The 19,197-nt window shown below is 57.2% G+C and carries 16 protein-coding genes; 8 read left to right on the top strand and 8 right to left on the bottom strand.

Annotated elements, in window-relative coordinates; translation table 11 throughout:
- The first annotated feature begins 47 nt into the window (after positions 1-47).
- The 4 genes from ABLV30_RS21220 (at position 48) to ABLV30_RS21235 (ending at position 3,813) form a co-directional block, all read left to right on the top strand.
- On the top strand, positions 48-845 hold the full coding sequence (locus ABLV30_RS21220; protein ID WP_014227519.1) for a PTS mannose/fructose/sorbose transporter subunit IIC: 798 nt from the start codon (positions 48-50) through the stop codon (positions 843-845).
- An 11-nt stretch (positions 846-856) separates the two neighbouring features.
- Positions 857-1,681: a PTS system mannose/fructose/sorbose family transporter subunit IID gene (locus ABLV30_RS21225; RefSeq protein WP_004097717.1), complete on the top strand. Its 825-nt coding sequence runs from the start codon at positions 857-859 to the stop codon at positions 1,679-1,681.
- Positions 1,682-1,778: 97 nt separating this feature from the next.
- On the top strand, positions 1,779-3,011 hold the full coding sequence (gene sorE / locus ABLV30_RS21230) for an L-sorbose 1-phosphate reductase (protein ID WP_265800765.1): 1,233 nt from the start codon (positions 1,779-1,781) through the stop codon (positions 3,009-3,011).
- Positions 3,004-3,813 (top strand): shikimate 5-dehydrogenase, encoded by an 810-nt coding sequence (locus tag ABLV30_RS21235; protein ID WP_032719358.1) that lies wholly within the window; start codon positions 3,004-3,006, stop codon positions 3,811-3,813. The genes sorE and ABLV30_RS21235 overlap by 8 nt, the downstream gene beginning before the upstream one ends.
- 31 nt (positions 3,814-3,844) lie before the next feature.
- Here the strand turns inward: ABLV30_RS21235 and ABLV30_RS21240 are convergent, their stop codons facing one another.
- Positions 3,845-4,162, bottom strand: coding sequence for a CcdB family protein (locus ABLV30_RS21240; protein WP_014837118.1), 318 nt, complete (start codon positions 4,160-4,162; stop codon positions 3,845-3,847).
- Positions 4,162-4,455, bottom strand: coding sequence for a type II toxin-antitoxin system CcdA family antitoxin (locus ABLV30_RS21245; RefSeq protein WP_004138471.1), 294 nt, complete (start codon positions 4,453-4,455; stop codon positions 4,162-4,164). Before ABLV30_RS21245 ends, ABLV30_RS21240 begins: the two co-directional genes overlap by 1 nt.
- A gap of 235 nt (positions 4,456-4,690) precedes the next feature.
- On the opposite strand from ABLV30_RS21245, the gene pepE reads away from it, so the two are divergent.
- Positions 4,691-5,380, top strand: coding sequence for a dipeptidase PepE (pepE, locus tag ABLV30_RS21250; RefSeq protein WP_187228799.1), 690 nt, complete (start codon positions 4,691-4,693; stop codon positions 5,378-5,380).
- Between the two features lie 246 nt (positions 5,381-5,626).
- On the opposite strand, the gene ABLV30_RS21255 is transcribed toward pepE, so the two are convergent.
- Complete coding sequence (locus tag ABLV30_RS21255; RefSeq protein WP_009651734.1) at positions 5,627-7,258, bottom strand: Na/Pi cotransporter family protein; 1,632 nt, start codon at positions 7,256-7,258, stop codon at positions 5,627-5,629.
- Positions 7,259-7,445: 187 nt separating this feature from the next.
- Complete coding sequence (gene metH / locus ABLV30_RS21260; RefSeq protein ID WP_265800762.1) at positions 7,446-11,129, bottom strand: methionine synthase; 3,684 nt, start codon at positions 11,127-11,129, stop codon at positions 7,446-7,448.
- 196 nt (positions 11,130-11,325) lie between these two features.
- On the opposite strand from metH, the gene iclR reads away from it, so the two are divergent.
- The gene (iclR, locus tag ABLV30_RS21265; RefSeq protein ID WP_004097706.1) at positions 11,326-12,153 is read left to right on the top strand and encodes a glyoxylate bypass operon transcriptional repressor IclR; all 828 of its coding nucleotides are present in this window, start codon (positions 11,326-11,328) and stop codon (positions 12,151-12,153) included.
- Positions 12,154-12,162: 9 nt separating this feature from the next.
- Positions 12,163-12,567 (top strand): ASCH domain-containing protein, encoded by a 405-nt coding sequence (locus ABLV30_RS21270; RefSeq protein WP_102075981.1) that lies wholly within the window; start codon positions 12,163-12,165, stop codon positions 12,565-12,567.
- Between the two features lie 13 nt (positions 12,568-12,580).
- Here ABLV30_RS21270 and aceK read toward each other — a convergent pair whose 3' ends face one another.
- The 4 genes from aceK to metA form a co-directional block, all read right to left on the bottom strand.
- Complete coding sequence (gene aceK, locus ABLV30_RS21275; protein ID WP_025107719.1) at positions 12,581-14,323, bottom strand: bifunctional isocitrate dehydrogenase kinase/phosphatase; 1,743 nt, start codon at positions 14,321-14,323, stop codon at positions 12,581-12,583.
- Between the two features lie 53 nt (positions 14,324-14,376).
- Positions 14,377-15,681, bottom strand: a complete 1,305-nt coding sequence (gene aceA / locus ABLV30_RS21280) for an isocitrate lyase (protein ID WP_004097699.1) — start codon at positions 15,679-15,681, stop codon at positions 14,377-14,379.
- A gap of 31 nt (positions 15,682-15,712) precedes the next feature.
- Positions 15,713-17,314 carry a malate synthase A gene (gene aceB / locus ABLV30_RS21285; RefSeq protein WP_004097698.1) on the bottom strand — a complete coding sequence of 534 codons (1,602 nt, stop codon included), beginning with the start codon at positions 17,312-17,314 and terminating at the stop codon, positions 15,713-15,715.
- 259 nt (positions 17,315-17,573) lie between these two features.
- Positions 17,574-18,503 carry a homoserine O-succinyltransferase gene (gene metA, locus ABLV30_RS21290; protein WP_004109666.1) on the bottom strand — a complete coding sequence of 310 codons (930 nt, stop codon included), beginning with the start codon at positions 18,501-18,503 and terminating at the stop codon, positions 17,574-17,576.
- A gap of 156 nt (positions 18,504-18,659) precedes the next feature.
- Here metA and ABLV30_RS21295 point away from each other — a divergent pair, with 156 nt between their 5' ends.
- A complete protein-coding gene (locus ABLV30_RS21295; RefSeq protein WP_009651731.1) occupies positions 18,660-19,097 on the top strand; it encodes an acetyltransferase in 438 nt (145 codons plus the stop codon).
- Positions 19,098-19,197: the final 100 nt, after the last annotated feature.

Here is a 19,197-nt window from a genome sequence, read left to right on the forward strand (position 1 = left end):
AAATGCCGTAAAAGGCAGGGATTTCTATACCCTCAAGGTGACAAATTATGGAAATAAGTACCCTACAAATAATCGCCATATTTATTTTTTCCTGTATTGCCGGGATGGGCAGCGTGCTGGATGAATTCCAGACGCACCGGCCATTAATCGCCTGTACCGTGATTGGCTTAATTCTCGGCGATCTAAAAACCGGGATTATGCTCGGCGGGACGCTGGAGCTGATCGCGCTCGGCTGGATGAACGTCGGCGCGGCGCAGTCTCCGGATTCGGCGTTAGCCAGCATTATCTCCGCCATCCTGGTGATCGTGGGCCAGCAAAGCATCGCTACCGGAATAGCGATTGCGCTGCCGGTCGCTGCCGCAGGTCAGGTGCTCACCGTGTTCGCCCGCACCATTACCGTGGTGTTCCAGCACGCGGCGGATAAGGCCGCGGAAGAGGCGCGCTTCAGAACAATCGATCTGCTGCACGTGTCGGCGCTGGGCGTTCAGGCGCTGCGCGTCGCCATTCCCGCACTCATCGTTTCTCTGTTTGTCAGCGCGGATATGGTCAGCAATATGCTCAACGCCATTCCGGACTTCGTCACCCGCGGTCTGCAAATCGCCGGCGGTTTTATCGTGGTGGTCGGCTACGCCATGGTGCTGCGCATGATGGGCGTGAAGTATCTGATGCCCTTCTTCTTCCTCGGCTTCCTCGCGGGCGGCTACCTCGACTTTAGCCTGCTGGCCTTCGGCGGCGTCGGGGTCATCATCGCGCTGATTTATATCCAGCTTAATCCGCAGTGGCGTAAACCCGAACCGCAGGCCGCCGCCACCTCTTCCACTGCCCTTGACCAGCTTGACGACTGATGGAGCCCAACATGGAACAGAGAAAAATTACCCAAGGCGACCTGGTGAGCATGTTTCTGCGCTCCAACCTGCAGCAGGCGTCATTCAACTTCGAACGTATTCACGGGCTTGGCTTCTGCTACGACATGATCCCGGCCATCAAGCGCCTCTACCCGCTGAAAGAGGATCAGGTCGCCGCGCTGAAGCGCCATCTGGTGTTCTTCAACACCACTCCGGCAGTCTGCGGGCCGGTGATTGGCGTCACCGCCGCGATGGAGGAAGCCCGGGCCAACGGCGCCGCTATCGACGATGGCGCCATCAACGGGATCAAAGTTGGCCTGATGGGGCCGCTGGCAGGCGTGGGCGACCCGCTGGTATGGGGCACGCTGCGGCCGATTACCGCCGCCCTCGGCGCCTCGCTGGCGCTCTCCGGCAATATTCTTGGACCGCTGCTGTTCTTCTTTATTTTCAACGCGGTACGTCTGGCGATGAAGTGGTACGGGCTGCAGCTTGGCTTCCGTAAAGGGGTCAATATCGTCAGCGATATGGGCGGCAACCTGCTGCAAAAACTGACCGAAGGCGCCTCCATTCTTGGCCTGTTTGTGATGGGCGTGCTGGTCACCAAGTGGACTACCATCAACGTCCCGCTGGTGGTCTCGCAAACCCCGGGCGCCGACGGCTCGACCGTCACCATGACCGTACAGGACATCCTCGATCAGCTCTGCCCCGGCCTGCTGGCTCTGGGCCTGACGCTGCTGATGGTGCGCCTGCTCAATAAGAAAGTGAACCCGGTATGGCTGATTTTCGCCCTCTTCGGTTTGGGGATTATCGGTAACGCGCTGGGCTTCCTGTCCTGATTTTTCCGCCCCGGCGATGCCGGGGCTACTTCAACAAGTTAGACCCAAAAGATTTCGCAGCCGTCATGCGAAAGATGAAGGGGATGAGGTGGTAAACATGCAAACAACAACAGCCCTGCGCCTGTACGGCAAACGCGACCTGCGCCTGGAAACCTTCGAACTCCCGGCGATGCAGGATGATGAAATCCTCGCCCGGGTGGTCACCGACAGCCTGTGCCTCTCCTCGTGGAAAGAGGCGAATCAGGGCGAGGACCACAAAAAGGTGCCTGACGATGTGGCGACCAACCCAATCATTATCGGCCATGAGTTCTGCGGGGAGATTATCGCCGTCGGCAAAAAGTGGCAGCACAAGTTTCATGCCGGCCAGCGCTATGTGATTCAGGCCAATCTGCAGCTGCCGGATCGCCCGGACTGCCCCGGTTATTCTTTTCCATGGATCGGCGGCGAAGCCACCCACGTGGTGATCCCCAACGAGGTGATGGAACAGGATTGTTTGCTTTCCTGGGAAGGCGATACCTGGTTTGAAGGCTCGCTGGTGGAGCCGCTTTCCTGCGTGATTGGCGCCTTCAACGCCAACTATCATCTGCAGGAAGGCAGCTATAACCATGTAATGGGCATTCGCCCGCAGGGCCGCGCCCTGATCCTCGGCGGCACCGGCCCGATGGGGCTACTGGCCATCGACTACGCGCTGCATGGCCCGATCAACCCGGCGCTGCTGGTGGTCACCGATACCAATAAGCCAAAGCTCAGCTATGCGCGCCAGCACTATCCCTCCGAGCCGCAAACGTTGATTCACTATCTGGATGGGCGCGACGCCAGCCGCGAAACGCTGATGGAGCTCTCCGGCGGCCACGGCTTTGACGATATCTTCGTCTTCGTCCCTAACGAACAGCTCATCACCCTGGCATCCTCGCTGCTGGCCCCGGACGGCTGCCTGAACTTTTTCGCCGGCCCGCAGGATAAGCAGTTCAGCGCACCGATCAATTTTTACGATGTGCATTACGCCTTCACCCACTACGTGGGCACCTCCGGCGGCAATACCGACGATATGCGCGCCGCCGTAGCGCTGATGCAGGAGAAAAAGGTGCAGACCGCGAAAGTGGTGACTCATATTCTGGGGCTGAACGCGGCGGGCGAGACCACCCTGGATTTACCGGCGGTAGGCGGCGGTAAGAAGCTGGTCTATACCGGAAAAAACATTCCGCTTACGCCTCTGGGAAACATTAGCGACCCGCAGCTGGCGGCGATTATGGAACGTCACCACGGTATCTGGTCAAAAGAGGCGGAAGAGTACCTGCTGGCCCACGCGGAGGATATTGCTCATGATTGATCGCGATACGCTGCTGTGCATGTCGCTGGCCGGTCGCCCGGGTAACTTCGGCACCCGCTTTCATAATTACCTGTATGAAAAGCTGGGGCTGAACTATATCTATAAAGCGTTTACGACCCAGGATATAGCCGCGGCGGTAAACGGCGTGCGCGCATTAGGCATTCGCGGCTGCGCGGTCTCTATGCCGTTTAAAGAGAGCTGCATAGCGTATCTTGACGCGCTTGACCCTTCGGCAAAGGCGATTGATTCGGTCAACACCATCGTCAACGACGACGGCAGGCTGACCGGGCTGAATACCGACTATATCGCGGTGAAAAGCCTGATTGACAGCTATCAGCTCGATTCCTCAGCCAAAGTGATGATCCAGGGCAGCGGCGGAATGGGCAAAGCGGTCATCGCCGCCTTCCGCGATGCCGGTTTCCGCGATGTGATTATCGCCGCCCGCCATCGCGAGCGCGGCCTGGCGCTGGCAAAGCAGTACGGTTTTCAGTGGCAGCCCAGGCCGGAGGGAATCGCGGCGGATATTCTGGTTAACGTCACGCCGCTCGGCATGGCGGGCGGCGCGGAAAGCGAAACTCTGGCCTTTAGCCCGACGATGGTGGAACGGGCCGACGTGATATTTGACGTGGTCGCTCTGCCGCCGGAAACCCCGCTCATCAAGCTGGCGCAGAGGCTGGACAAGCGCGTTATCAGCGGTGCGGAGGTGATTGCCCTGCAGGCGGTGGAGCAGTTTGCGCTCTACACCGGCGTGCGTCCGGACGCGGCGCTGGTCGCTGAAGCCGCGGCCTTTGCCAGAGGATAAAGGCAAAACGGAGAGCGCCAGGGAGGGCGCTCTAATAACCGTTGATCAGAAAGTCGATTGCATCGCGCAGCGCAGCCCTGTCCGCCGTCAAATCAGCAACGCGCTTGCCCAGTTCTTTCTGCGGCAAACCCGCCATCATATGCGTCATCACAATATAAGTTTGACCGGCAATCGTAATCACGGGACAAATTTTGGTCGGAGGCTGGGTATCAGGTAGTTGGTTTTGTTCTATCACAGGGGCAACCAGGATATGCTTCAGGACATTCGCGACCGGATGCTGCAGGTTGATTAAATAAGGGAAAACCTTTTTACCGCTTCCCGTATTCTCATAAGCGCAATATTGTTCCATCAGAACGGCCTTTGAAAATCACTAAACGAACCGTTTTCTTCTACCCATTGGTTAATCGTATCGATCGATTTCTTATTGTCTCGTAACCACTCTTCACGTTTGTGCTCACGAAATTTCTCAAGTAAAGCTTCCGTTAAAACCGCCGAAATGTTGATTTTAAGTTTACGCGCCTCTTCCAGGATTTCAGGCGAAAGCGAGACATTGACTGATTTTTTAACGTTCGACGTAGTGCGCATGATAGCCCCCATGGTAATGCGCATGACATGCCTCAGATTAGCGTAATAAACGAGCATTTTCTATTCTTTGCCTGTGAATCATCAACGTAAAACTAAGCGGTTCCCGCTAACCTGTCACGCCCGGTAGAGTCAGTCTGCGAGGCACTTTCCAGATTAATTCAGAGAGTCGCTGCGCCAATAATCACCGTTCCGCTTTGCTCAGCGCGTCCCAGCGTGAGCCACGTCAGCAAGCGGTAAGATATCCTGTGATAACATCTCTGCCCGAATAATCATCTGGTCAAATGGAGAAATAATGGAACTGCTGCTATTGAGTAACTCAACGCTGCCGGGCAAAGCCTGGCTGGAACATGCGCTGCCGACCATTGCCGGGCAGCTAAATGGCCGCCGTTCTGCGGTATTCATCCCTTTTGCCGGGGTGACGCAAACCTGGGATGATTACACCGCGAAAACCGCCGCCGTCTTCAGCCCAATGGGCGTTACGGTTACCGGTATTCACAGCGTCGCGGACCCGGTGTCGGCGATTGCGAATGCGGAGATAGTTATCGTCGGCGGCGGCAATACCTTTCAGCTGCTGAAAGAGTGCCGCGAACGCGGCCTGCTGGCGCCGATGGTGGATGTGGTGAAGCGCGGGGCACTGTATATCGGCTGGAGCGCGGGCGCTAACCTGGCCTGCCCGACGATTCGCACCACTAACGATATGCCGATTGTCGACCCTAACGGTTTTGCTGCGCTGGGGCTGTTCCCGCTGCAAATTAACCCGCATTTCACCAACGCGCTGCCGGAAGGCCACAAAGGGGAAACCCGCGAACAGCGGATCCGCGAGCTGCTGGTGGTTGCGCCAGAGCTGACGATTATCGGCCTGCCGGAAGGCAACTGGATACAGGTGACGCAGGGCCACGCTACCCTTGGCGGCCCGAATCCAACGCTGGTATTCAGAGCCGGAGAAGACGCGGTGACCCTCAACGCCGGTCATCGTTTCTAAACCCCGTGCGCACGTTTCCCGGAGGCGGCGCTGCGCGCCTGTCCGGGCTACCATCCCGCAGACGGTGGAGAACTCGTAGCCCGGGCAAGGCGCTCTGCGCCGCCCCCGGGAGCAAAGCGCAGAGTGGCATAATTACCCGGAGGCGATGCTGCGCATCTGTCCGGGCTACCATCCCGCAGACCGCGGTATACCTGTAGCCCGGCTAAGCGCAGCGCGAGCCGGGGATGTCAGGCGGCACATCAGCGCTTAATAATCATCGCGCTCATCGTCCTCATCCGGCTGCTCCATCACGCTATAGGCCACCGAGCAGAACAGTGAATTCAGACGCTTCATATCGCCCAGCAGCGCCAGGTGCAGCGTACTGGTCTCAATACTCTGCACGTTTTGCTGATGCAGGCGGTCAACGTGGGCATGCGAGTAACGACGATTCATGATACGAAAACGATGCTTGCTGCGGCGCAGGCGGCGGGCGCTCGGCACGTCGCCGGAGAAGAAGACCGACATCGCCAGCTGCAGATTGCTGAGCAGCTGCTCGTAGAGGGCATCCAGCTCTTTTAATCCCTCCATGGAGAACGCGCGCCGCGCGGCCAGCGATTTATCGGCGATCTCGCTGCCCATTCTTTCGACGATATCCGAAGCCTGCTCGAGGTTAAGCGCCATTTCGATAATTTCCGCCCAGCGGCGGGACTCCTCATCCGCCAGCTCCTCTTTCGGCATCCGCGCCAGATAGAGCTTAATGGCGGTGTAAAGTACGTTGATATCGTCCGCCATCCGCCGCAGCTCTTTCTCCTCACGCGGCTCGCCGTGCATCACTTTATGCAGGCTTTCCAGCATCTGCTCCATGGCATCGCCAATACGCAGGGTTTCGCGGGCGGCATTGGCCAGCGCCAGGGCGGGCGTATCCAGCGCCGAAGTATCAAGATGCTTCGGCTTCAGCCGCGCGTCCAGCTCGGGCTCATCGCGAATCAGACGCTTACAGAGGTTAGCCATGGGGCCGGCAAACGGCACCATGGCGATACAGCGGATCAGGTTGTAGAAGACGTGGAAATAGATAACCAGTTCGGATTTTTGCAGCGGAAGCTCATCCATGACGTTTGCCAACAGATGCACAAACGGCAGGATAATCAGGCTACCCACCAGCTTAAACAGCAGGCTGCCGAGCGCCACGCGGCGCGCAGCGGCATTGGCGCCGCTGTTGTTTAGCATGGCCAGCAGCCCGGATCCGAGGTTGGCGCCGATCACCAGGCACAGCGCCACCGGAAACGAAATCACGCCGGTGGCGGTTAACGTTGCGGTCAGCAGCACCGCTGCCAGGCTTGAATAGCTGATGATGGCAAACACCGCGCCGATCAGCGCATCCAGCATAATATCGCCGGTCAACGAGGCGAAAATCACCTGTACGCCGTTAGCCTGGGTGATGGGATGCACCGCCTGCACGATCAGCTCCAGCGCCAGCAGAATCAAGCCCAGACCGATCCCCACGCGCCCGAGCTGGCCCGCGCGCGTTTGCTTGCGCCCAAGGAAGAAAATCACGCCGATAAAAATCAGCAGCGGCGAAAGCCAGGACAGATCGAAGGTCAGCACCCTCGCCATCAGCGCGGTACCGACGTCAGCGCCCAGCACCATCACCAGCGCAGGGGCCAGCGCCACCAGATCCTGGGCGACAAAAGAGGTGACCAGCATGGTGGTGGCGTTGCTGCTCTGCACCAGCGCGGTAACGCCGATCCCCGCGCAGAAGGCGAGCGGTTTTTTCTCCACGCTGCTGCTGAGTACGCTTCGCAGACGAGCGCCGTAGACGCGCATCACGCCGGTACGGACGATATGGGTGCCCCACACCAGTAGGGCGACGGCGGACAACAGGTGTAGCAGAGTTAACACGGAATCAGCTTCTCCTTATATTTATTCGTTCCCGAAACTCATAAACCGTTACAGGCCGGATAGCGCTTCGCTTATCCGACGGCAACGATCGCAAGCTTCCTTCAGTATAAGGGTTTACGCACAATAAAGAGACAGGGCGCTCATTGAGCGCCCTGTTAGTTGTAAGGAAAGATAACGGTTTGGTGGATCAGTCGGCATCGTAACCGAGGTTCGGCGCCAGCCAGCGCTCCACTTCCGCTACGCTCATCCCCTTACGCAACGCATAGTCTTCCACCTGGTCCCGCTGAATTTGCGCTACCGCGAAGTATTTGCTGTCCGGATGGCTGAAGTACCAGCCGGAAACCGATGCGCCGGGCCACATGGCAAAAGATTCCGTCAGCTTCATGCCGGTGCGTTTTTCCACCTCCAGCAGTTCCCAGATCGTCGCCTTTTCGGTGTGCTCCGGGCAGGCCGGATAGCCCGGCGCCGGGCGAATTCCCTGGTAGTTCTCGCGGATCAGCTCCTCGTTGCTGAGGTTTTCGTTCGCCGCATAGCCCCAGTAAACCTTACGCACCCGCTCATGCAGATACTCGGCAAAGGCTTCCGCCAGGCGGTCGGCAATCGCCTTCACCATAATCTTGTTGTAGTCATCGTGCTGCGCTTCGTAGGCGTCGGCCAGCGCGTCTTCCTCAAGGCCGCCGGTCACCGCAAAGGCGCCGATATAGTCCGCCTTCCCCGACAGCTTCGGCGCGACAAAATCCGCCAGGCAGTAGTTGGCAAAGCCGACTTTCTCCGTCTGCTGGCGCAGATGATGCCCCACCGTCAGCACGTGAGTCCGGGTTTCATCGCGATAGATTTCAACATCGTCGCCGACGCGGTTAGCCGGGAACAGCCCCACCACGCCGCGCGGATTCAGGGCCTTCCCGGCGCTGAGCTTATCCAGCAGTTCGTTGGCGTCTTTAAACAGGCGCTGCGCCTCTTCGCCGACCACTTCATCTTCCAAAATGCGCGGATACTTACCGGCCAGCGACCAGGTCATAAAGAACGGCGTCCAGTCGATATAGTTACGCAGGGTTTCGATACTGGCCTCAACCTCATGCACGCCCAGACGATGGGCCACCGGCGGGGTGTAGCTTGCCCAGTCAAAGGCCAGGTCGTTATCGCGCGCGGCCTCCAGCGTGACCGGTGGGGTGCGCGGCTTTTTACGCCCGTGCTGAATACGTACCGTTTCGTACTCTTTGCGGGTACGGGCGACAAAATCATCGCGCTGGCTATCGGACAGCAGCGCGGCGACCACGCCAACGGTGCGCGAGGCGTTCTGCACGTAGACCGTCGGCCCGCTGTAGTTCTGCTCGATTTTCACCGCCGTGTGCGCTTTCGAGGTGGTTGCGCCGCCAATCAGCAGCGGAATAGTAAAGCCCTGACGCTCCATCTCCTTCGCCACGTTGACCATCTCATCCAGCGACGGCGTAATCAGCCCGGAGAGGCCAATCAGGTCGGCGTTAACCTCGCGGGCGGTTTTCAGGATTTTATCCGCAGGCACCATCACGCCAAGGTCGACGATTTCGTAGTTGTTACACTGCAGCACCACGCCGACAATATTCTTGCCGATGTCGTGAACGTCACCCTTCACGGTGGCGATGACCATCTTGCCGTTGCTGGAACCTTTCTCTTTGCTGGCCTCAATATAGGGTTCGAGGTAGGCCACCGCCTGCTTCATGACGCGGGCGGATTTCACCACCTGCGGCAGGAACATTTTCCCTTCACCGAACAGGTCGCCGACCACGTTCATGCCGTCCATCAGCGGCCCTTCGATAACCTCAATCGGACGCGCGGCCTGCTGGCGGGCTTCTTCGGTATCGAGCTCGATAAATTCGGTAATGCCTTTAACCAGCGAGTATTCGAGGCGTTTTTTGACGTCCCAGCTGCGCCATTCCGCCTGCTGAGCGTTGGCGGTATCGTCGGTTTTGCTGCCGCGATACTTTTCCGCCAGATCGAGCAGGCGTTCAGTGCCGTCATCGCGGCGGTTCAGAATCACATCTTCAACCGCATCGCGCAGCTCGGCGGGAAGGTCGTCGTAAATCGCCAGCTGGCCGGCGTTAACGATGCCCATGTCCATGCCGTTGCGGATGGCGTAGTAGAGGAATATCGCGTGAATCGCCTCGCGCACCGGGTCATTCCCGCGGAAGGAGAACGATACGTTAGAGACGCCACCGGAGATCAGCGCGTGCGGCAGTTCGCGTTTGATATCTTCGCAGGCGCCGATAAAGTCCTGGGCATAGTTGTTGTGCTCTTCAATCCCGGTCGCCACGGCGAAAATATTCGGGTCAAAGATGATGTCTTCCGGCGGGAAGCCCACCTCTTCGGTGAGAATTTTGTACGCCCGGCGGCAAATTTCAATTTTCCGCTCGCGGGTATCGGCCTGGCCCACTTCATCAAAGGCCATCACCACGACGGCGGCTCCGTAGCGGCGCACCTTTTTCGCATGCTGGATAAACGGCTCAACGCCCTCTTTCATCGAGATGGAGTTAACGATGCCTTTACCCTGAATACACTTCAGCCCCTTTTCGATAACCTCCCATTTGGAGGAGTCGATCATAATCGGCACGCGGGCGATATCCGGCTCACCGGCGATCAGGTTGAGGAAACGCGTCATCGCCGCTTCGGCGTCGAGCATCCCCTCATCCATATTGATATCGATAATCTGCGCGCCGCTTTCCACCTGCTGGCGCGCCACATCCAGCGCTTCGTTATATTTTTCTTCTTTAATCAGGCGCTTGAATTTCGCCGAGCCGGTAACGTTGGTGCGTTCGCCGACGTTCACAAACAGGCTGTCATCGCCGATATTCAGCGGCTCAAGGCCGGAAAGACGACAGGCGACGGGGATTTCCGGCAGCTGGCGCGGCGGCAGGCCGGCCACCGCGCGGCTCATGGCAGCGATATGTTCCGGCGTGGTACCGCAGCAGCCGCCGACAATATTCAGGAATCCGGCTTCAGCCCATTCGCGAATTTGCGCCGCCATCGTGTCGGCGTCCAGGTCGTATTCGCCAAAAGCGTTCGGCAGACCGGCGTTCGGGTGGGCGGTAACGTAGCATTCGGCGATACGCGACAGCTCCTGCACGTACTGGCGCAGCTCATCCGGCCCCAGGGCGCAGTTGAGGCCAAACGTCAGCGCATCGGCGTGGCGCAGCGAGTTATAAAAGGCTTCGGTGGTCTGGCCGGACAGCGTGCGCCCGGAGGCGTCGGTGATAGTGCCGGAGATCATAATCGGCAGATCGACTCCCAGCGCTTCAAACTCCTCTTTAACCGCAAAGATCGCCGCTTTGGCGTTGAGGGTATCGAACACCGTCTCAATCAAAATCAGATCCGCCCCGCCTTCCACCAGCGCTTTGGTGGATTCACGGTAGGCTTCCACCAGCCCGTCAAAGGTGATGTTGCGGAAGGCCGGGTCGTTGACGTCGGGAGAAATGGACGCCGTGCGGTTAGTCGGGCCGAGGACCCCTGCGACGTAGCGCGGTTTTTCCGGCGTGCGTGCGGTCCAGGCATCGGCGCTGGCGCGGGCCAGTTTCGCCGCCACAAAGTTGATTTCCGCCGACAGGGATTCCATCTGGTAATCCGCCATCGCGATGGTCGTCGAGTTAAAGGTGTTGGTTTCAATGATATCCGCCCCGGCCGCAAAATAGGCATCGTGGATAGCGGTTATCACATCCGGCTTGCTGAGAACCAGCAGGTCGTTGTTGCCCTTCAGGTCGCACGGCCAGTCGGCAAAGCGCTCGCCGCGAAAGTCCTGCTCACTCAGACGGTAGCTCTGGATCATGGTGCCCATGCCCCCATCCAGAACCAAAATACGTGCTTTTAACTGCTGATGCAGTTGCTCAACTTTGCTGCTCACACTCGCTCCCGACAACGCTCAACCAGACCGAAAAAACTCAACAGACCATACTGGCACAAACCGAAGGGGTGGAAAAGAGAACAGCGGGCAAGATGAGACATGTTCAGCTTCACTCATCCGATCAGTCGGGTAGTGATTGCATTATCGCCAAATAAAACGAAAATCATTTCCACGATACAGAAAAAAGGAGTCCGCGATGGCGACCCCCGCTCCCGCAAAACGCGGCAGAAAACCTGCCTCCCCCGCCGCCGCTCCGGCCGGCGGGCAAGTTCAGTCCCTGACCCGCGGACTGAAGCTGCTCGAATGGATTGCTGAATCCCACGGCAGCGTGGCGCTGACCGAACTGGCCCAGCAGGCCGGCCTGCCTAACTCCACGACTCACCGCCTGCTGACGACCATGCAGCAGCTGGGTTTTGTTCGTCAGGTCGGTGAGCTGGGCCACTGGTCGGTGGGCGCCCATGCTTTCGTCGTCGGCAGCAGCTTCCTGCAAAGCCGTAATCTGTTGGCGATCGTCCATCCGATTTTGCGTCAGCTGATGGAAGATTCCGGTGAAACGGTTAACCTCGCGGTGCTTGACCAGAGCGATCATCAGGCGATTATTATCGATCAGGTGCAGTGTACGCAGCTGATGCGTATGTCGGCACCGATTGGCGGTAAGCTGCCGATGCACGCTTCCGGCGCCGGAAAGGCGTTTCTGTCGCAGCTAAGCGAAGAGCAGGTTACCGGCCTGCTGCACCGTCAAGGTCTGCACGCTTATACCCATGCCACCCTGGTATCGCCGGTACATCTGAAAGAGGACCTGGCCCAGACGCGTAAGCGCGGCTACTCGTTTGATGACGAAGAACACGCGCTGGGCCTGCGCTGCGTAGCGTCGTGCATTTATGATGAACATCGTGAGCCGTTCGCCGCCATCTCCATTTCCGGGCCCATTTCCCGCATTACCGATGACCGCGTGACCGAGTTCGGCGCGATGGTGATTAAGGCGGCGAAAGAAGTGACGCTGGCCTACGGCGGAGTGCGCTAAATGAGCGATCTGAAATCCTACTGGCAGGATAAATACCCTTCTGCTTTCTGCTGGTCTTTCGGCGATTCACCGGCGCTGGCCGACGAGCTGGCTGCCCTGGTTATCGCCGGGAAGAAGCGCGGCACCTGCGGTTCGCTTGCCAGCTATCAGCAGGAGCAGCCGCCCGTGACGCCGGGGGCGTATCACATTGTGCTGGACGGCAAAGGGAAAGCCGTCTGCGTGATACGCACCCTGTCCCTCAGGCTCATTCGTTTTAACGAAATGAGCCCTGAGCTCGCCGCGCTGGAGGGCGAAGGTGATTTGAGCCTCGCTTACTGGCAATCGGCGCATCAGGCATTCTTTGAACGCGAAGGTACCTGGGCGCCGGATATGGAGCTGGTGTACGAAGAATTTGCCGTTATCGAAGCAGCCTGAAGCAGGCTATCGGCTATCCCGCCTGCTTCAGGTCGCCGTAGCGCACGCTAAAACGCTGACGGCGGCGATAGGCGTAGACGTCTTCCACGTGGCCGTTGCGGATACGCGTTTGCAGCTCCCGCCAGTAGTCGGCGCGCAGCAGGTCGGCGTGCATCTCTTCAAATAGCGGTCCGATGCGCGGGTCAGCGCACAGCCAGTGGCGAAACTCTTCCGGAAAAACATCGCCAGGCGAGACGCTATACCAGGGCTCGCTGGCAAGCTCATCCTCCGGGTAGCGCGCCGGCGGGATCTCGCGGAAATTCACCTCCGTCATATAGCAAATTTCATCGTAATCGTAGAACACCACCCGGCCGTGACGCGTGACGCCAAAGTTTTTAAATAGCATATCGCCGGGGAAAATGTTGGCGGCGGCCAGCTGACGAATGGCGTTGCCGTACTCCTCTACCGCATCGCGCAGCGCCGGACCGTCCACCTGCTCCAGCCAGATATTCAGCGGCACCATCCGCCGCTCGATATAAAGATGGCTGATCGCAATCCGATCGCCGAGATCGCTAATTTTCGCTCCGGCTTCGGTTTGTAACAGGGCCATAAGTTCGGGCGCAATTTGCCGTTTCTCCAGGACGAAGTTCTCAAACTCCTGGGTATCGGCCATCCTTCCCACGCGGTCGTGCTCTTTGACCAGCTGATAGCAGGCGCGCACGTGGGCGGCGGTCATCTCTTTCTGCGGCGCAAAGCGGTCCTTAATGACTTTAAATACCCGGTCAAATCCCGGCAAAGTAAACACCAGCATCACCATGCCGCGAATCCCCGGCGCTTCAATAAATTGCTCATCGCTGCGGGAAATATAGTGCAGGTATTCCCGATAGCTCTCGGTTTTCGCATGCTTCTGGCAGCCAATCGCCATGTACAGTTCAGCGGTGGTTTTCCCCGGGAGAATCTCGCGCAGCCACTCGACCAGCGCGCCGGGTAGCGGCGCGTAAACCATAAAATAGGAGCGGGCGAAGCCAAAAACGATGCTGGCTTCGGCATGCGTCGTCAGACAGGCGTCGACAAACAATTCGCCTTCATCGGTGCGATGGATTGGCAGAAGAAAAGGCAGCGTCGCCATCGGCGTAACCAGTTTGCCTACCAGCCAGGCCGCCTTATTGCGGTAAAACAGTTCATTCGCCACCTGCAGGTGCGACCGGGAAAGCAGCTCGCTGCCGAGCGCCTCCTGCAGGCAAGCGGTGATATAACCGATATCGCGCGCGCTGTTTTGCCACGGCAGACGGAGAGGAAGATCGGATAACACTTTGCGTAATAGCGTGTCCCAGCCGCGCTCGGGGAAGAAATCTTTGGCCAGCGGGCGCGGGATGGCGCGTAAGCGCCGCTCTGGCTGAGAGCTGAAAATAAAAAGCCGCTCGGGAGTCAGCGAGCGGTGGTCAAACAACCGGCAATAAACGGAATTGAAAAAGCTCTCCGCAATTTCGAAACGAGGGTAATCCGGCAGCAGGTGGGTATAGTGTTCTTTTACCTGCAGCAAAAAATCGGTATCGGTATTTTTACCATCGGTAATGCAGCGCAGCTGCTCGACGACCAGGCCGACATGGTGATCGTAGAGATGAATACGCTGCTTCATCGCCTGCTGGACGGCATGCCAGTCAGCCTGTTCAAAGCGCTGCTGGGCGCCGGAAGTCACTTCAAGAAAACGACCGTACTGGGCGTCAAAACCCTGCAAAATAGTTTGAGCAATCAATAATTCCAGGCCACGCGTCATCTCTTCCCCCTCACCCATCCCTCTCCCCCGGAGAGAGGGAGAGGGGGAAATTATCAGAACTGATCTTCTTCTGTAGAGCCGGTTAACGCCGTGACTGATGAGGCTCCGCCCTGGATAATGGTGGTGACCTTATCGAAGTAGCCGGTGCCGACCTCCTGCTGATGAGAGACAAAGGTGTAGCCATCTTTAGCCGCCGCGAACTCCGGCTGCTGGACCTTCTCAACGTAGTGCTTCATCCCCTCGCCCTGGGCGTAGGCGTGGGCCAGGTCGAACATGTTGAACCACATGCTGTGAATACCGGCCAGGGTGATGAACTGATACTTGTAGCCCATATCCGACAGCTGCTGCTGGAAGCTGGCAATGGTTTTATCATCCAGCTTTTTCTGCCAGTTAAACGACGGCGAGCAGTTGTAGGCCAGCAGTTTGCCCGGATATTTCGCGTGGATCGCGTCGGCAAAGCGCTTCGCCAGCTCAAGGTCCGGGGTAGAGGTTTCACACCACACCAGGTCGGCATAGGGCGCGTAGGCCAGCCCGCGGCTGATGGCCTGTTCGATACCGGCATGGGTACGGAAGAAACCTTCGCTGGTACGGTCGCCGGTAATGAACTGGCGATCGTAAGGATCGCAGTCTGAGGTAATTAAATCCGCCGCATCGGCGTCAGTGCGAGCGATCACCAGCGTCGGCACGCCCATGACGTCCGCCGCCAGACGCGCGGCGACCAGTTTCTGAATCGCCTCTTGCGTGGGGACCAGCACTTTGCCGCCCATATGGCCGCATTTTTTCACCGATGCCAGCTGGTCTTCGAAGTGTACGGCCGCTGCACCGGCCTCAATCATCGATTTCATCAGCTCAAACGCATTAAGCACGCCGCCAAACCCCGCTTCCGCGTCGGCGACGATCGGCAGGAAATAATCGGTATAACGCGGATCGTTCGGCTCAATGCCCGCAGACCACTGGATCTGATCCGCGCGGCGGAAGCTGTTGTTGATCCGATCGACCACGGCCGGTACCGAGTTCGCCGGATAGAGCGATTGATCCGGATACATGCTGGAGGCCAGGTTGGCGTCCGCTGCGACCTGCCAGCCGGAAAGATAAATCGCTTCAATGCCCGCTTTCGCCTGCTGCAGCGCCTGACCGCCGGTCAGCGCGCCCAGGCTGTTGACGTAGCCTTTTTTCGCTTCCCCGTGCAGCAGTCGCCACATCTTTGCCGCGCCCAGCTGCGCCAGAGTACATTCTGGGTTGACCGAGCCGCGCAGCTTCACCACATCTTCGGCGCTGTATGGGCGAGTAATGCCTTCCCAGCGCGGATTCGTCCACTCTTTGTTTAATTCTTCGATTTGTTGGGTACGGGTTTTCATGTGCAGATGCTCCATATTGTTGTGTGGTGAATTAGGCCAGAAGGCGGTAGCCCGGCAGGGTTAAGAAATCGATCAGCTCGTCGGAGGTGGTGATCTGTTCCATCAGGCGAGCGGCTTCATCAAAACGCCCGCTGCTGTAGCGGTGCTCGCCCAGTTCGTCCTGAATCACCCGCATCTCTTCGGCCAGCCACTGGCGGAACAGCGCTTTGGTTACCGGTGTGCCGTTACTGAGGGTTTTCTCATGGTGGATCCATTGCCAGATAGAGGTACGGGAGATTTCCGCCGTCGCCGCATCTTCCATCAGGCCATAAATCGGTACGCAGCCGTTGCCGGAAATCCACGCCTCGATGTACTGCACCGCCACGCGAATGTTGGCGCGCATGCCCTCTTCGGTTCGTTCGCCCTCGCAGGGAGCCAGCAGCTGTTCAGCGGTAATCGGCGCATCGTCTTCGCGGGTAACGGACAGCTGATTTTTGTTCTCGCCCAGTACGCCGTTAAAGACGGCCATCGCGGTGTCAGCCAGCCCGGGATGCGCGATCCAGGTACCGTCATGGCCGTTATTCGCCTCCAGCGATTTGTCCGCTTTTACCTTGTTCAGCACCTGGTTGTTTCGCTCGGCATCTTTGCTCGGAATAAAGGCCGCCATGCCGCCCATCGCAAACGCGCCGCGCCTGTGGCAGGTCTTAATCAACAATCGCGAATAGGCGCTGAGGAAAGGCTTGTCCATCGTCACCACCTGGCGGTCCGGCAGAACGCGATCCGGATGATTCTTCAGCGTTTTGATATAGCTGAAGATGTAGTCCCAGCGCCCGCAGTTCAGACCCACAATATGGTCGCGCAGGGCGTGCAGAATTTCGTCCATCTGGAATACGGCGGGCAGCGTTTCGATCAGCAGCGTGGCTTTGATGGTGCCGCGCGGCAGCTCAAAACGGTCTTCCGTAAAGCTAAATACTTCACTCCACCACGCGGCTTCCTGCCAGGCCTGAGTCTTCGGCAGATAGAAATAGGGGCCGCTGCCTTTTTCCAGTAACGCTTTGTAGTTGTGGAAGAAATAGAGGGCGAAGTCGAACAGACTGCCGGGAATCGCTTCCCTGCGCCACGTCACGTGTTTTTCCGGCAGATGCAGACCGCGCACGCGGCAGATCAGCAGCGCCGGGTTCGGCTTGAGCTGATAAATCTTGCCGGCTTCATTGGTGTAGCTGATGGTGCCGTTAACCGCATCGCGCAGGTTAATTTGCCCATCAATGACTTTGCTCCATTCGGGCGCCAGTGAGTCTTCGAAATCCGCCATAAAGACTTTTACATTCGCATTGAGCGCATTGATGACCATCTTGCGCTCTACCGGACCGGTAATTTCTACCCGCCGATCCTGCAAATCGTCCGGAATGCCGCGGATCGTCCAATCACCGTTACGAATGGAAGCTGTTTCCGAAATAAAATCTGGAAGCTTGCCGTTATCAATTGCCTGCTGCTGCTGGATACGCGCGGCCAGGAGTTTATTGCGCTCAGGCGTAAAGCGGCGCACCAGCTCGGTCAGAAATTCTACGGCCTCAGGCGTTAAGATTTGCTTCTCCTGGTCGCCATATGGCTGGCTAAAAGCCAGTTCGTCAGTGATTGTCGCCTGCTGCGTCATGTGCTGCTCCTCTTGGTTGATCCAGTTGGCGCGAACGTAAGATCGTTGTGTAGTTTTCGTTCAGCACAATTAAGACTACGCATTTATTTTTCAAAATCAAAAACAATTTCCATTTTTAATTTAATTATCGTTTAACCTATTGATAACAATATAAATAAAGTTTAATTACAATATGAGCTGCGTTTCGGAAATAAAAAAGGCACCCGAAGGTGCCAGAGGCAAAATGCTGAAACGCTTTAGGATCGCGTTGTGTAGATGATTAATCCAGAGTCGGATTCATATGGCGTAGATCGTATGGCGTGATCTGGTAGACGTAATAATTCAGCCAGTTGATAAACAGCAAATTGCCATGGCTTCGCCAGGTGGCGCGCGGTTTGTTCTGCGGATCGTTCTGCGGGAAATAATTATGTGGAACCTGCGGATCGAGACCCGCTTCCACATCGCGGAAGAACTCGCTGGCCAAGGTGTTCGCGTCATATTCCGGGTGACCGGTCACGAAGGCGATGCGCTTATCTTTGCTGGCAAACAGGTAGGCGTCCCCTTCTTCCGTCTCCGCCAGGATCTCGAGGTCGGTGTAGTCGCGTATCAGCGCCGCCGGGAAATCGGCATAGCGCGAGTGCGGGGCCAGAAAGCTATCGTCAAAGCCGCGGGTTAACAAGGCATGAGGTTGCAGGATATGGTGTTCGTAGACCCCGGAAATCTTCTCAGAGCGGGTCTGTTTAGGGATACCGTAGAGGATATTGAGGGCTGCCTGTACCGCCCAACAGACAAACAGCGTTGAGGTAACATGATCTTTAGCCCATTCCAGCACCTGTTTTATCTGCGGCCAGTAGGCAACGTCATTAAATTCAACCAAACCTAAAGGTGCACCGGTAACAATCAGGCCATCAAAGTTCTGATCGCAAATATCTTCAAAGTTGCAGTAGAAGTTGTTCAGGTGTTCCGCCGGAGTATTACGTGATTCGCGGGCATCGATGCGCAACAGCTGGATATCAAGCTGCAGAGGAGAGTTGGAAAGCAGTCGCAAAAACTGATTCTCAGTCTCGATTTTCTTCGGCATCAGATTAAGGATGAGCACCTTCAGCGGGCGGATTTCCTGAGTCGTCGCGCGAGTTGTCGTCATCACAAAGACGTTTTCATTACGCAAGAAATTGACGGCCGGTAGCTCGTCCTGCACCCGAATTGGCATAACTTTATTACCTCATAGCATACGTATAAACGTTTAGACATCCAGACAGCTGAAGATACCCAGGAATAAGGTGAATGTCGAGCCTGCAAGTGCAGGGTGAGAAAATTTCACGGAGACATTTGAGTTAGAATATAAGAACAAATAAAAGGAGCAAATATGGTTATTAGTATCCGCCGTTCACGGCATGATGAAGGGAAAAAACTGATTGCGATCTGGCGTCGGTCGGTCGATGCAACGCACGATTTTTTATCAAAAGAGTATAGAGCGGAACTGGAAGATCTGGTGAGCGCGTTTTTACCCGAAGCGCCGCTGTGGGTCGCGGTGACGGAGAAAGACGAGCCGGTCGCCTTTATGCTGCTTACGGGGGAACATATGGATGCGCTATTCGTTGACCCTACGGTCCGCGGCTGCGGCGTCGGTAAGCTGTTGATTGAACACGCGCTGACGTTAGCGCCCAAACTGACGACCAACGTTAATGAGCAGAATGAACAAGCGGTCGGATTTTATAAGAAGATGGGCTTTAAGGTGACAGGCCGTTCTGAGACGGACGATCTTGGAAAACCCTATCCGTTATTGAATTTGGTACATGAGTAATGAAGTAAGACCGGATAAGGGTAACCGCTGTCCGGTCGGTTCAGTCGACAAAAACGCAAAAAGCCCATCCGTCAGGATGGGCTCTTCACTTGTTTGATGC

The sequence above is a fragment of the Klebsiella sp. CN_Kp113 genome, assembly GCF_040064585.1.
Classification (GTDB): Bacteria; Pseudomonadota; Gammaproteobacteria; order Enterobacterales; family Enterobacteriaceae; genus Klebsiella; species Klebsiella michiganensis.